The organism is Micromonospora antibiotica, assembly GCF_017599305.1.
In the GTDB taxonomy this organism is placed as follows: Bacteria; Actinomycetota; Actinomycetes; order Mycobacteriales; family Micromonosporaceae; genus Micromonospora; species Micromonospora antibiotica.
The window spans coordinates 23,467-36,970 of record NZ_JAGFWR010000025.1; the positions used below are offsets into that span (position 1 = coordinate 23,467).

At 73.9% G+C, this 13,504-nt stretch carries 10 protein-coding genes; 3 read left to right on the plus strand and 7 right to left on the minus strand.

The genetic code is table 11. From position 1 onward, the window contains the following. Nucleotides 1-13: 13 nt before the first annotated feature. The 5 genes from JQN83_RS27270 to JQN83_RS27290 form a co-directional block, all read right to left on the minus strand. A complete protein-coding gene (locus JQN83_RS27270) occupies nucleotides 14-1,093 on the minus strand; it encodes a BMP family ABC transporter substrate-binding protein (RefSeq protein ID WP_244253319.1) in 1,080 nt (359 codons plus the stop codon). Then, a complete protein-coding gene (locus tag JQN83_RS27275; RefSeq protein WP_208570020.1) occupies nucleotides 1,090-2,565 on the minus strand; it encodes an amidohydrolase family protein in 1,476 nt (491 codons plus the stop codon). The genes JQN83_RS27270 and JQN83_RS27275 overlap by 4 nt, the downstream gene beginning before the upstream one ends. Continuing rightward, complete coding sequence (locus JQN83_RS27280) at nucleotides 2,562-3,584, minus strand: alcohol dehydrogenase catalytic domain-containing protein (protein ID WP_208570021.1); 1,023 nt, start codon at nucleotides 3,582-3,584, stop codon at nucleotides 2,562-2,564. Before JQN83_RS27280 ends, JQN83_RS27275 begins: the two co-directional genes overlap by 4 nt. A 173-nt stretch (nucleotides 3,585-3,757) precedes the next feature. Continuing rightward, nucleotides 3,758-5,074 (minus strand): PucR family transcriptional regulator, encoded by a 1,317-nt coding sequence (locus JQN83_RS34255; protein ID WP_208570022.1) that lies wholly within the window; start codon nucleotides 5,072-5,074, stop codon nucleotides 3,758-3,760. Next, complete coding sequence (locus JQN83_RS27290) at nucleotides 5,071-6,540, minus strand: aldehyde dehydrogenase family protein (protein WP_208570023.1); 1,470 nt, start codon at nucleotides 6,538-6,540, stop codon at nucleotides 5,071-5,073. The genes JQN83_RS34255 and JQN83_RS27290 overlap by 4 nt, the downstream gene beginning before the upstream one ends. A gap of 73 nt (nucleotides 6,541-6,613) precedes the next feature. Between JQN83_RS27290 and JQN83_RS27295 the strand changes: the two genes are divergently transcribed. Together JQN83_RS27295 and JQN83_RS27300 are read left to right on the plus strand one after the other, a co-directional pair. Beyond that, the gene (locus JQN83_RS27295) at nucleotides 6,614-7,696 is read left to right on the plus strand and encodes an NAD(P)-dependent alcohol dehydrogenase (RefSeq protein WP_208570024.1); all 1,083 of its coding nucleotides are present in this window, start codon (nucleotides 6,614-6,616) and stop codon (nucleotides 7,694-7,696) included. 142 nt (nucleotides 7,697-7,838) lie between these two features. Further along, a complete protein-coding gene (locus tag JQN83_RS27300; RefSeq protein WP_208570025.1) occupies nucleotides 7,839-10,100 on the plus strand; it encodes a cytochrome P450/oxidoreductase in 2,262 nt (753 codons plus the stop codon). A 159-nt stretch (nucleotides 10,101-10,259) separates the two neighbouring features. On the opposite strand, the gene JQN83_RS27305 is transcribed toward JQN83_RS27300, so the two are convergent. Beyond that, nucleotides 10,260-10,904, minus strand: a complete 645-nt coding sequence (locus tag JQN83_RS27305; protein WP_208570026.1) for a TetR/AcrR family transcriptional regulator — start codon at nucleotides 10,902-10,904, stop codon at nucleotides 10,260-10,262. 94 nt (nucleotides 10,905-10,998) lie between these two features. On the opposite strand from JQN83_RS27305, the gene JQN83_RS27310 reads away from it, so the two are divergent. After that, nucleotides 10,999-12,411: a DUF4386 domain-containing protein gene (locus tag JQN83_RS27310; RefSeq protein WP_208570027.1), complete on the plus strand. Its 1,413-nt coding sequence runs from the start codon at nucleotides 10,999-11,001 to the stop codon at nucleotides 12,409-12,411. Between the two features lie 15 nt (nucleotides 12,412-12,426). Here JQN83_RS27310 and JQN83_RS27315 read toward each other — a convergent pair whose 3' ends face one another. Then, nucleotides 12,427-13,494, minus strand: coding sequence for a TauD/TfdA family dioxygenase (locus tag JQN83_RS27315; protein ID WP_208570028.1), 1,068 nt, complete (start codon nucleotides 13,492-13,494; stop codon nucleotides 12,427-12,429). Nucleotides 13,495-13,504 lie beyond the last annotated feature (10 nt).

A 13,504-nucleotide genomic window follows, 5' to 3' on the forward strand; every position in this document is an offset into this window, starting at 1 on the left:
CGGGCAGCGGGAATCAGGAGCCGAGCTTGGCGACCGTCGCGGCGGTGTCGGTCTTGCCGCTGGCCACGTCGGCGACGAAGGCGTCCATCTTCTGGGTCTGCTCCGGGGTCGGCTTGCAGATCTTGACGGCCGGGTACGGGTCCTTGCCCAGCTCCCACTTCTTGGTGGTGCCGAGGGTCATCTCACCCTTGGCGAACAGCTCCAGCGCGGCGGCGAAGTACGCACCCGGGTCGAAGATGACCGAGATGTCGAAGCGCGGGTCGGTCGAGTCGCACCGGTCGGTGCCGGGGGTCAGGGTGAGCGCGCCGCCGGTGTTGGCCAGCTTGGCGGCGGCGTCGGTGGCCCCGCCCAGGTACGGGTAGACGACCTTGACGCCCTGGCTGATCTGCGCCTGGACGGCCTCCCGGGCCTTCGCCGAGTCGTTGAAGTCACCGGTGTAGGTGGTCACCAGGGTCGCGTTCGGCACCACCATCCGGATGCCCGCCTTGTACGCCTTGGCGGCGTTGACCGAGAAGTCGGCCTCCATGCCGGTGACGAAGCCGGCCTTGGTGGCGTTCTTGGCCTGCATGACCAGGCCGGTGGCGTACCCGGCGGCGAGCATGCTCTGGTTGGGGTCGTCGCTGGACAGCGTCACCCGGGGCGTCTGCGGGATGTTCTCCGATGACGGCACGTACCAGGAGGTCTTGGCGCAGACCGGCTCCTCGGAGGCCGGGATGGCGTCCTTGAGCTCGGAGGCCCCGAGCGCCACCATGTCCACGCCCTGCTGGCACAGCGCGCGGGCGGCGCTGAGCGCCTCGGTCGGCGGCACGTTGCCGCGCTTGATGACCTGCCAGCCCTTTTCGGTGGCGAACTTCTCGGCACCGATCACGAAGCTCTCGTAGTAGCCGTTGTCGTTGATGTCACCGGGGCTGAGCACGCCGATGACGACCTTGCCGTCACCGTTGGCGTCGGGCTGCCCGGCGGGGGCCGTACCGCTGCTGGCCGACCCTCCCGCCGACGGCGCGGTCGCGTCGTTGCTCGCGCAACCGACCAGGGCGAATCCCAGCGCCCCGGCGAGCAGCGCCGCCGGACCCCGACCAATCCTCATTGTCATGGTGCTTTCCCTTCACGTGGGGTCGGCGCACGGCCCGGCACGGACCGGCGCGCGGAGAACTCGGTCGCTGGCACGCTGGGCCAGCGAGGGGGGATGTCGATGCCGACCCGGCGCAGCAGGGCGGCCCGACGCTGGGCGGCCTCCTCGCGCAGGGCGTCGACGTCGACGGTGGTGATCCGCCGGTCGCGGACCACCAGCCGGCCGTCGACCAGAACGTCCCGGACGGTGTGCCCGGCCGCACCCCAGACGAGCTGGGTGGGCAGGTCACCGCGGGGAATCCAGGGGATGGTCCGGGTGTCGAGCAGCACCAGGTCGGCGGCCTTGCCGACCTCGATGGAGCCGGTCTGCGTCCCCAGCCCGACGGCGGCGGCGCCGTCGACGGTGGCCAGGGCGAAGACCTCGTCGGCGCGCAGCGGGTCGGGAACGCCCCGGTCCCGCTCCAGGCCGGCGAAGAGTCGGGCGGCCCGCCACAGGTCCGGGGTGTCCCCGGCGTTGTGCGAGTCGCAGCCCAGCGCGAGCCGGCCGCCGGCCCGGTGCAGCGCGGTGTGCCGGCCGGCCCGGGTGAAACCCTGGCCGAGCCGCAGGTAGGCCCCCGGGCAGGAGGCGACGGCGGTGCCGGTCTCGACGAGCGCGTCGACCTCGGCGTCGTCGAGCCACACCGCGTGGCCGAGCAGCAGTCGGGGGCCCAGCACGCCGAGGTCGGCCAGGTGCCGCACCGGCCGGGCCCGGCCGGCGGCGGCGTAGGCGGCGGCGTCCTCGGGGCCGGGCGACAGGTGCCAGGTCATGCCCACGTCGAGCCGGTCGGCCAGCTCCGCCGCGCCGGTGAACAGCGCGTCGCTGACCAGGTCGTGTCCGACCAGGGTGATCCAGCCGGTGACCAGCGGGTCGCCGGCCAGGGCGGCGACGGTGTCGGCCTGCACGGCGAGGGTGTCGGCGGCCGGCCGGGCGTAGGGCACGTCGGGGGCGTCCCAGCCCCAGCCGCCGACCCGGGCCCGGATGCCGGCGGTACGCAGCCCGGCGGCGACCCGCAGCGGGTGCGCCACCGTGCCGGGCTCCAGCAGGGTGGTGACCCCGTAGCTGAGCGACTCGACGGCGGTGAGGGTGGCCGACAACTCGTCGTCGTCGCCGGTGACCGCGCTGTGCAGCGGCACGATCCAGTCGAAGATCGCCTGCTGGGCCGGGACGTCGTCGGGGATGCTGCTGCGCACCAGCGGGTCGGCGGTGGTGTGCTGGTGGGCGTTGACCAGGCCGGGGACGACCACACAGCCGGTGGCGTCGAGTTCGGGACTGCCCGGGTACGCCACCCGCAGCGTCGCCGCCGGGCCGATCGCGGCGATCCGGCCGTCGACCACGGCGATCGTGCCATCGGGCACGACCGCCCGGTCGGCCGCCATGGTGACGATCTCGGCGTCGACGATCAGCAGGTCGGCCGGGCGGAGGTCGGCGGTGCCCGCCGTCGGGGTGGTGGTCATGGCCGGACGAGGATCTTGCCGATGAGGTCGCCGGACTCCTGCCGGGCGTACGCCTCGGTCAGTTCGTCGAGCGGGTATTCCGCGCCCCGGACCACCCGCAGGCCACCGGTGAAGTAGGCGTCGAGCATGTCGGCGAAGTCGGCCGGGCTGTACGCCCCGGCCCCGAGCAGCCGCAGCCCGCGCCGGTAGACGTCGGAGAGGGAGAAGCTGACCTGGTCGCCGGTGGTGTTGCCGAGCAGCACGATCCGCCCGCCGGTGCGCAGGCTGGCCAGCGAGGTGGCCCAGGTGGCGGTGCCGACGTGGTCGACGGCCAGGTCGACGCCGTGCCCGTCGGTGTGCTCGAGCACCCGCTCCACGGTGTGCTCGTCGAGGTCGAGCACGTCCGCGCCGAGGTCCGCGGCGACGGCCCGCTTGGCCTCGGTACGCGCCACGGCGAGCACCCGGGCGCCGGCCCGGCGGGCGAGTTGGATGGCGGCGATGCTGACCGCGCTCGTGGCGGCCTGCACCAGCACCCACTCCCCGGCGCGGACCTCACCGACGCGGTGCACGGCGTGCCAGCCGAGGCTCCACGCGGTGGGCAGCGCGGCGGCGTCGGCGAGGTCGACGTGGGCGGGCACCCGGTGCACGACGGTGGCGGGGACGGTGACGTACTCGGCGAAGCCGCCGGGGCGGTTGCCACCGACCACGGCCAGTGTCGGGCAGTAGCCCGGTTGGCCGTTCTTGCAGGTGGCGCAGGCTCCGCAGCCGATGGTCGGGTCGATCAGCACCCGGTCGCCGGGGCGTACCGTGGTGACCTGCGGCCCGACGGCGTCGACCTGCCCGGCGACGTCCATGCCGCCGACGTGGGGCAGGGCGAAGCCGGGGAGCAGGGCGGTGCGCCGCTGGAGCAGGTCGAGGCGGTTGAGGGCGGCGGTGTGCACCCGGACGACCACGTCGCCCGCGCCCGGCTCGGGGTCGGGCAGGTGCCGCAGGCTCAGCACCTCGGGCCCCCCGAAACCGGTCTGGACCATCGCCCGCATCGCAACCTCCCCCATGGTCTACCAGTCAATATGGCGTCTTGCATTGTGATTCTCGTTGCTTGGAGACGTACTCTGCCTGCGGCGCGGCGGCGTGTCAACGGCTTGCCGCAAAAGAGGCGGAACGGTTAACGAAGCAGGTCGTCCAGGCCGTTCACAGGCCACCCACCAGGGGATCAACCGGCCTCGGACGCGGCCAGCAACTCCCGCGCGGCCAACGCCGTACGCAGCACCGCGACCGTCTGCGGATCGAGCGGGTCGACCCCCAACAGCCGCTTGATCAGACCGACCCGGTAACCCACCGAGTTGCGGTGCAGGTGCAACCGTTCGCTGACCGCCTGCCGACTGCCCCCGGTCGCCAACCAGCAGTCCAGGGTGCGCAGCAGGTCGTCGCGGTGCGCGATCGGTCCCAGGTGCCGGTGCACGAACCAGCGCAACCGCTCGTCCGGCACGGCCAACAGCACCTGCGCCAGCCCCGCCTGCCCGAACGGCAGCTCGACGCGCTCGTCCGGGGCGCGCAGCAGCAGCCGCAGCAGCCGGTCCGCGTCCCGGAACGAGGCCGCCGTCCGGGCCGGCCCGGTCACCAGCGCACCGGCGACCACCCGCACCTGCCCGGCCCCCACGATCTGGTCCAACCGGACCCGCAGCCGGGTCACCTCGCGCTCCACGTCACCGTGCAGCAGGGTCCAGGCCCGCCGCCCTTCGGCCAGCACCGGCCGGTCCAGCCAGCTCAGCGCGGACGCCCAGCGGCGCTGCTGCGCCCCGGTGTAGGCGATCCCGGCGACGGCGTGCGGCTGGTCCAACCGCCAGCCGTGCGCCGCACCCGCCCGCAGCAGCTCGGCCTCCCCGGGCCGCAGTGGCCCGGCCCCGCCGGCAGGGGACGGCCCGGTCTCACCCGCCTGCGGCAAGCCGGCCCCGCCCGCCCGGAGCAGCCCGGCAACGCCCCCGGCGGGTCCGGCTGGCGACCCGGTGGGGTCGCCGAGGCCGTCACGCAGGGCCCGCAGCACCGTCGCGGCATCCCGGACGGCAGGCGGCGGCGACTCGTGCCGGACCGCCTCGATCAACAGTGCGGTGGTCGCGGCCCCCGCCAGCGCCAGTTGCCCGGCCGCGACCGGCTCAGCCAGCAGCAGCGCGCCGAGCCGGCGGGACCCCGCACCCACCGCCACCGCCCGACCGGTCCACCCGTCGACGCAGCGGACCAGGGTCGGCACCCCCGTTCCGGCCCGGCCGGTGACCAGGGCGCGGCGCACGTCGTCCGGCGCGGCGGCACAACGGGGGCCGTCCGCGCCGTCGCTGGCGGCGAGCAGCTCCCCCGATTCGGCCACCAGCCGGCAGGCCGCGCCGGTCCGCTCCGCCACCGCGGCCAGCAGCTCCGGCCAGCCGGCGCCACCGAACGCGAGTTCGGCGAGCCACTGGGCGAACGCGGCCGGCGACGGCGCGGCGGCGACGGCCAGCCGTGGGCGGGCCGCCGCCAGCTCACCCGATCGGCTCACGCCGACGGTCGGTCGAGCAGCCGGACCGCGACGGCCTTCTCCTGGGTGTACTCGCGCAGCGCCGCGTAGCCGCCGCCCCGGCTGAAGCCGCTCTCCTTCTGCATGTTGAACGGGAAGCCGATCACCCCGGCGTCGTGGAACTGGTTGACCGCGACCTGCCCGGAGCGGACCAGCCCGGCCACCCGCAGCGCCCGGGACACGTCACTGGTCCAGATGCAGGCCAGCAGGCCGAATTCGGTGCCGTTCATCAGCGCCACCGCCTCGTTGACGCCCCGGAAGCCCTGCACCGCCAGCACCGGGCCGAAGACCTCCTCGCGGACCAGCCGCATGTCCGAGTCGACCTGGTCGAAGACGGTGGGGGCGACGTACCAGCCGTCGTCGAACGCGGCGGTGGCCGGCTCGCCGCCGACGACCAGCCGGGCCCCGGCGGCCGGGGCCTCGGCCAGGAAACCCCGGACCCGCTCGTACTGGGCCTGGCTGACCAGCGGGCCCATGTCCAGGTCCTGGTCCCAGGGGCCGGTCCGGACGGCCTTCATGCCGGCGGCGACCCGCTCGACCACCTCGGCCCGGATCGACTCCTCGACCAGCAGCCGGGAGCCGGCGTAGCAGTTCTGCCCGGCGTTCTCGGTGATCGAGGCGATGATCGCCGGGATCGCCACGTCCAGGTCGGCGTCGGCGAAGACCACGTTCGGGGACTTGCCGCCCAGCTCCAGCTTGACCGGCACCAGGTGCTGCGCGGCGGCCCGCATGACGGCCCGGCCGGTCACCGTCGAGCCGACGAAGCTGATGTGGTCGATGTCGGGGTGCCCGGTGAGCGCGACCCCGGCCTCGGGGCCGAGCCCGGTGACCACGTTGAGCACGCCCGGCGGCAGCCCGGCCCGACGGCCCAGCTCGGCCAGCGCGAACGGCGACAGCGGCGCGACCTCGGACGGCTTCAGCACCACCGTGTTGCCGGCGGCGAGCGCGGGGGCCACGTTGGCGGCGGTGAGCACGGCCGGCACGTTCCACGGGATGATCACCGCGCAGACGCCGTACGGCTCCGGCCGGGTGTAGCCGAAGTAGTCGGGCGTACGGGTGGGCAGGGTGACGCCGGTGAGCTTGTCCGCGGCCCCGGCGAAGTAGTCGACGATGCCCTGGGTGATGTACATGTTGAGCCGCCCGCCGGAGCGGGGTTTGCCCACGTCACGCGACTCGTACGCGGCGAGTTCCTCGACGTGCTCGCCGATCAGCGCGGCCCAGCGCGAGAGGATCGCGCCGCGCTCGCTGGGCGAGGTGGCCGCCCAGCCGGGGGCGGCCCGCCGGGCGGCGGCGACGGCGTGGTCGACGTCGACCGCGCGGGCGCGGGCCACCGACTGGATGGTCTCCCGGGTGGCGGGATCGAGCACCGGTAGCTCACCGCCGTCGGCGGCGGCGGTCCAGTCGCCGTCGATGAGCTGGCGGGCGGTGGGAATGTCCAGGTCAGCCATGTGCGAATCCTTGACCCTCTACGTTTCGCATGTCAAGATGCAATCTCGCTTTGTGAGTCACTAGGGAGGGCGCGTGCGGATCACAGCGGCGGTGCTGGAGAACGCTGGAGGGCCGTTCACCCTCCAGCAGATCGACCTCGCCGACCCCGGGCCGGACGAGGTGCTGGTCCGGGTGCACAGCGTGGGGATCTGCGCCACCGACCTGGAGTTCGCCAACTTCTTCCCCACCCCGGCGGTGCTCGGCCACGAGGGCAGCGGAGTGGTCGAGCAGGTCGGCGCGCGGGTCACCGGCGTCTCGCCGGGTGACCACGTCGCGATGAGCTTCACCTCCTGCGGCGACTGCCCGCTGTGCCGGGGCGGAAACCCCGCCTACTGCCGCCAGTTCGACGCGGTCAACTTCACCGGCCGGCGACCCGACGGCAGCTCGGCACTCTCCCGCGACGGGCAACCGGTCAACGGCCACTTCCTGGGCCAGTCGTCGTTCGCCACCCACGTCGTCGCCCCGGCCCGCGCGGTGGTGCCGATCAGCAAGGAGATCGACCTGGGCGTGGTCGGCCCGTTCGGCTGCGGTTTCGGCACCGGGGCCGGCGCGGTGCTCAACGTGCTGCGCCCGGAGGTCGGCTCCTCGCTCGTCGTCTTCGGCGCGGGCGCCGTCGGCGTCGCGGCGATCCTGGCCGCCCGGGTGGCCGGTTGCGCGGTCGTCGCGGCGGTCGACGTCAACGCCGGCAAGCTCGACACGGCCCGACTGCTCGGCGCCACCCACGGGGTGAACTCCACCGACGGCGACCCCCGCGAGCTGCTGACCGCGATCGCCCCGCACGGCTTCGACGTCGCGATCGACACCACCGGCCGGGAGGACGTGCTGCGCCTCGCGGTCGAGTCGCTCGGCCCGCTTGGCCGCTGCGGCGTGGTCGGGATCGGCCCGAGCGAGCAGATGAGCTTCGAGTGGCGCAGCGTGCTCAACGGCCGCAGCATCACCGGCATCATCGGCGGCAGCAGCCTCCCGCAGGTGTTCCTGCCCAAGCTGCTGGACCTGCACGCCGCCGGCAACTTCCCGGTGGACCGCCTGATCACCCGGTTCCCCTTCACGCAGATCAACGAGGCGGTGGCGGCGCTGCGGTCCGGCGAGGTCGGCAAGGCCGTACTGACCCTCTGACCGGCCGACATCGACGTTTCTGCATCTTATCGTGAAACGTTGTCTCGCTATGTGAGCGACATTACCCTTGGCGTCAGACCCACACCCAGTGGCGCGGCTGGGCAACACCGCGCAGCGTCCCGCACCTGTGGAGCACGTCCCGATGACCGAACAGCAGCGCACCGCCCCGGCCGCCGCGCAGACCGCGACCGCAGACCGGCCCGTCGCGCCCTTCGACCACCACTCGGCCGAGTGCAACACCGACCCGGTGGGCTACTACCGGGAGTTCCGGCAGACCTGCCCGGTGGGCCGGACCGACGCGCACGGCGGCTTCGTCTACACCACCCGGTACGCCGACGTGGTCCGGATCGCCCGCGACGACGACACCTTCTCCTCCGCCCGCGCCACCGCCGGGGGTGACGGCACCGCCATCGTCATCCCCCGGGGCCCCGGCCTGGAGCAGTACCCGATCGAGCTGGACCCGCCCGCCGCGACCGGCTACCGCGACCTGATCAACCCGCTGCTCACCCAGGACGCGGTCGCCGAGCTGGCCCCGATGGTCGCCCGGCACACCACCCGCGTGGTGGACGCCTTCATCGCCGAGGGGTCGGTGGACTTCGTCCGCGACCTGACCAACCCGCTGCCGGCCGCCGTCACCCTCGACTGGCTGGGCTTCCCCGAATCCGACTGGGCCAAGCTCGCCGGCCCGATCCACGACATCTTCGCCGCGCTGCCCGGCAGCGAACGCGCCGTACGCGGGGCCGCCGGCCTGGCCTACCTCGACCAGCGCATCCGCGAGCTGATCGTCGAGCGGCGGGCCGTGCCGACCGGCGACGCGGTGAGCTACCTGGCCGCCCAGCGCCGCCCCGACGGGGAGCTGTTCGCCGCCGACGAGCTGGTCTCGGTCATCGGGCTGCTGATCGCGGGTGGGGTGGACACCACCACCTCGCTGACCGGCTCCACCCTGGTGCACCTGAGCCGGCACCCCGACGACCGGCAACGCCTGATCGAGTCCCCCGACCTGCTGCTCACCGCCACCGACGAGTTCCTGCGGGTGTTCGCCCCGTCCCAGTCGATGGCCCGTACCGTCCGCACCGACACCGAGGTCGGCGGCTGCCCGGTCGCCGCCGGTGAGCGGGTGCTGATCCCCTGGGTCGCGGCGAACCACGACCCAGTCGTCTTCCCCGAGCCCGAGCAGCTCCGGTTGGACCGCGACGCCGCCCGGCACCTGAGCTTCGGCATCGGCAGCCACCGCTGCGCCGGTGCCCACCTGGCCCGGCTGATGTTCCGCGAGATGATCACGCAGGTACTCACCCGGCTGCCCGACTTCCGGGTGGTGGAGGAGGGCCTCGTCGCCTACCCCACCCGGGGCAACCAGAGCGGTTGGGACGCGATCCCGGCCGTCTTCACCCCGGGTCCCCGCCGCGACGCCGACGCGGCGGGGACCCGGCCCACCGCCAGCCTGACCGGCGACCGGGAACTGGTCATGGCGGCCACCGCCACCGCCACCGACGAGGTGCTGGAGGTACGCCTGGCCGACCCGACCGGCGCGGAACTGCCACCCTGGGCGCCGGGTGCGCACCTGGAGGTGCGGCTGCCGTCCGGGCGGGTCCGGCAGTACTCGCTGTGCGGCGACCCGGCCGACACCCGGCACTACCGGATCGCCGCCCTGCGCGAGCCCGCCGGCCGGGGCGGTTCGGTGGAGCTGCACACGCTGGCCCGAGCGGGCGTCGCCCTCTCGGTACGCGGCCCACGCAACCACTTCCCGCTCGTCGACGCCCCCGCTTACCTCTTCCTCGCCGGGGGCATCGGGATCACCCCGATCCTGGCGATGGCCCGCGAGGCCGACCGCCGGGGCGTGCCGTTCCACCTGGTGTACGGCGGGCGTACCCGTGCCTCGATGGCCTTCGTCGACGAGGTGACGGCGCTGGCCGGGGACCGGGTGACCCTGCTGCCACAGGACGAGGCCGGCCTGCCCGACCTACGGGCGCTGCTCGACGCCACCGGGCCGGGCACCGCCGTCTACTGCTGCGGACCGACCGGCATGATCGACGCGGTGGAGCGGGTCTGCGCCGAGACGGACCGGTCGGGGCAGTTGCACGTCGAGCGGTTCACCGCCGGGGACGACCTGGAGGTCGCCTTCGACCCGGCGGCGAACACCGAGTTCGAGGTGCACCTGGCGCGGACCGGGGCGACCCTGCGGGTGCCGAGGGACCGCCGGATGATCGACGTGCTGCGCGAGGTCGTGCCGGGCCTGACCTACGACTGCGAGAAGGGCTACTGCGGCGCGTGTGAGACCCGGGTGCTCGCCGGTACGCCGGAGCACCGCGACTCGCTGCTCACCGACGAGGAGCGCGCGGCCGGCCGGAGCATGATGATCTGCGTCGGGCGGTGCCACTCGGAGCGGTTGGTGCTGGACCTGTAGGTCCTGCCTGGACGGCCGGCCCGGTCCCGGGGTCGGCCGTCCAGGCGTCCACCTCCGGGCTGGACGGCCCGGCCGCACCAGTGGCGCGGCCGGAGCCTCTGATGCGTGCGGCCCGGCCGGGGCCGGCGGTTCGTGCGGCCCGGTCGGGGCCGGTGGTCGTCAGGCCGCTTTCGCCAGGGCGTCGAGGATCAGGTCGAGGCCGAAGGTGAACTGGCCGCCGAAGTCGTAGCCGGGCTGCCGGACGTGCTGGGTGGCGAACTCCACCAGGTGCGGGTAGTCGCCCGCCGCGAAACCCGCCATGATCGCATCGGCGACCTCGGTGGCCGAGCCGCCGCCGTCGAACGGCAGTGACGCCTCCTGCAACACGAAACCGAAGACGTACGCGTCGATGACCGCGTAGGCGTGGGCCGTCATCGGCAGTGAGAAGCCCCCGCCCCGCAGCACGCCCAGCATCCTGTCGTGGTGGCGCAGGGTGGCCGGGCCGGGGCTGGTCCGGGTCTCGATCAGGGTCAGCGCCCAGGGGTGCCGGGCGAGGACCGTCCGGGCCGACAGGCAACGCCGGCGCACCTCGGCCCGCCAGTCGCCGCCCGGCGCGGGCAGGTCGATCTCGGCGAAGACCCCGTCGACGAGGGCGTCGAGCAGCTCGTCCTTGTTGCGGATGTAGTGGTAGAGCGACATCGGTTTGGCGTGCAGCGCGGCGGCGAGCGAGCGCATGGTCAGCGCGCCGAGACCGTCCGCGTCGGCGATGGCGACGGCGGCCCGCAGCACCCGCTCCCGGCTGAGCTGCCGCACCGGTTCGCCCACCTGTCGCTCCCCTGACACCCGGTTGACCGCCTGCACCGCCCACCGTACCGTACTAAGTAAGTCGTACTTAGTACGAAGAGCCCTGGAGGCGACGATGTCCCTGCGTGTGGCCGGTCGGTGGGCCGGCGCGTTCTTCCTGGCGGCGTTCGTCGCCTACGGCGCCGGCAGCGCGCTCGCCGGGCACCCGGCCGGGGTGGTGCTGGTGCTGGCCAACTCCGTGCTGGTGGCGGCGATCGGTGCGCTGGCCTTCCGGGCGCTGCGCCGGGTGCAGCCGGGCGCCGCCTGGGTCTACCTGGTGACCCGGGGCGCGGAGGCGTTCCTGCTCGCCGCCGGCATCGTGCTGCGGGACCGGTTCGGCGACGGGGCCGGCGACCTCGCCTACCAGCTGGCCATGCTGGCGCTGGGGCTGGGCAGCGTGCCGTTCTGCCTGACCCTGGCCCGGTGGCACTGGCTGCCCCGCTGGCTCGCACTCTGGGGAACTGTCGGCTACGCGCTGCTGGCGGTCGGCGCGGCAGCCGAGCTGGCCGGCGTGGCGGTCGGGGTCGCGCTGGCCGTCCCGGGCGGGTTGTTCGAGGTCGTCTTCGGCCTGCGGCTGCTCACCCGGGGCTTCACGCCGCCCGGCCCCGCCCCTGGACCACGCACGTCCGCCAGCGCCAGCGATGCAGACGCCCCGGCCACCACCGGCGGTGCAGCTGCGCCGAACAACACCGGCGGTGCAGTCGTGCCGAACAACACCGGCGGAGCGGACGGGGTGGGAGCGGGCGGCTCCCGCGCCCGCCGGGCGGCACTGGCCGCCGGGCTCGGCCTGTTGCTGATGGCGGTGCTCGCCGGGTGGGCCAACTTCGGCGTCGTACAGCCGCTGGTCGACACCGACGCGGCCGCAAGCGCCACCCGACTGCCGGCCCGGCAGGGGGCGCTCACCCTGGCCGTGGTCGCCCTGTACACGGTGGCCTGCCTCGACGTGCTGGTCGGCTGGGCGCTACGGGCGCTCCTCAGCCGCACCCGGCCCACCGTCGCACTGCTGTCGGCCTGGTGCCGCACCGGGTACGCGGTCGTCCTCGCCGTGGCACTCACCCACCTGATCGCCGTCGCCGGCCTGCTGCGCGACGGCGCGGGAGCCGACCGGCTCGCCGCCGACGGGCCTCCGCGACTCACCGGCTTCCAGCAGGTCTGGGACCTGGGCCTGCTGCTGTTCGGCGTCCACCTGCTGCTGGTCGGATGGCTGGCCTGGCGGTCGGACACCGTGCCGACCTGGGTGGCGGCGCTGGTGGCGGTCGCCGGTGCGGGCTACCTCGCCGACTCGGTCGGGTCGCTGCTGTCGGCCGACCAGCCGGTGCAGGTCTCCGGGGTCACCTTCGTCGGCGAGGTCGTCCTGATGGGCTGGCTACTCACCTACGCCGCCCGCCACCGCTCCCCCGGTGCCACCCCACCCGACGATGCACCGGATGCCGACCGCACGGGGACGGCCCGCCGCGCCACGACACTGGGGCGCTGCGGGCCGTCCTGACGAGGGGCCGGTGGGTCAGTTGCCCCACTCGAAGTTGGGCTCGACCGCCTCGGCGATGTGGAACCGGCCGCCCGGCGCGATCTCGCTGCCGCGCTCGGTCACCACGTGCTTGCCGAAGCCGCCCACCAGCGGCCGACCGACGTCGCGCTTGAGCCACAGCCGCAGCAGGTGCCGGCGGCGCTCCGGCTCCGGGAAGTCGACGTAACCGGTACGCGAGTGCAGGGCGGCGTAGTTCAGCAGCCACTGCACGTCACCGGGCTGGAAGTCCATGTCCAGGGCCAGGCCGGGCGCCTGGGAGACCTCGTCGTAGAGGTGCAGCAGCTCGATCTGCGCCTCGGTGAGGCGGGGCACCTCGGGGTAGTCCTGCGCCGAGAAGATCATCGAGGTGCCGGCGTAGGTGCTGAAGATGCCGTCGACGTAGCTGCAGATCGGCGAGGTGTAGGTGTGGGCCGGGGCGTCCGGGTCCTGCCGGTGCCAGTCCCAGTGCCACGGCTCGAACAGCAGCGGCGCGAGGTCGGGCCGGCGGCGCAGGATCTCGTTGTAGATGGTGGTGCCGCTGACCAGGCTGCTCGCCCCGCCGGCCTTGGCCGCCCGCAGGCACATCAGCGCGACCACGTCGGAGCTGTCGGAGTGGAACGGCAGCCGGTCGCGGACCCGCGACGGCAGGGCCGACGGGTCGTCGAGGGTCTTGTTGGAGGTGGCGATGACGTGGTCGAGCACGTCGCCCATCTGGTTCTGCCCCATCGGCACGCCGAGGTGCAGCCCCATCACGTAGAAGATCGCCCCGGCGAGGGTGTCGCCGTACTCCTCCGTGCGCAGGCCCCGGACCAGGATGAAGCCGCGTCCGCTGTCGAGCTGGCGGGCGCACTCCTCGTTGAGCCCGGCACAGGCCGGCAGCGGGTAGTCGGCGGCGGTCACCGTACGCAGGTCGGGGTTGTCGGCGACGAACCGACGGCCGACGGTCTCCAGCTCGGCGCGCTCGGCGTCACTGAGCTGGTAGACCCATTCGGTCGAGGTACGCAGCTCGTCACCGCGCCAGGCGGACGGGCCGGAGATGGGGGCGAGATCGATTGCGGTGGTCATGATGGTGCGC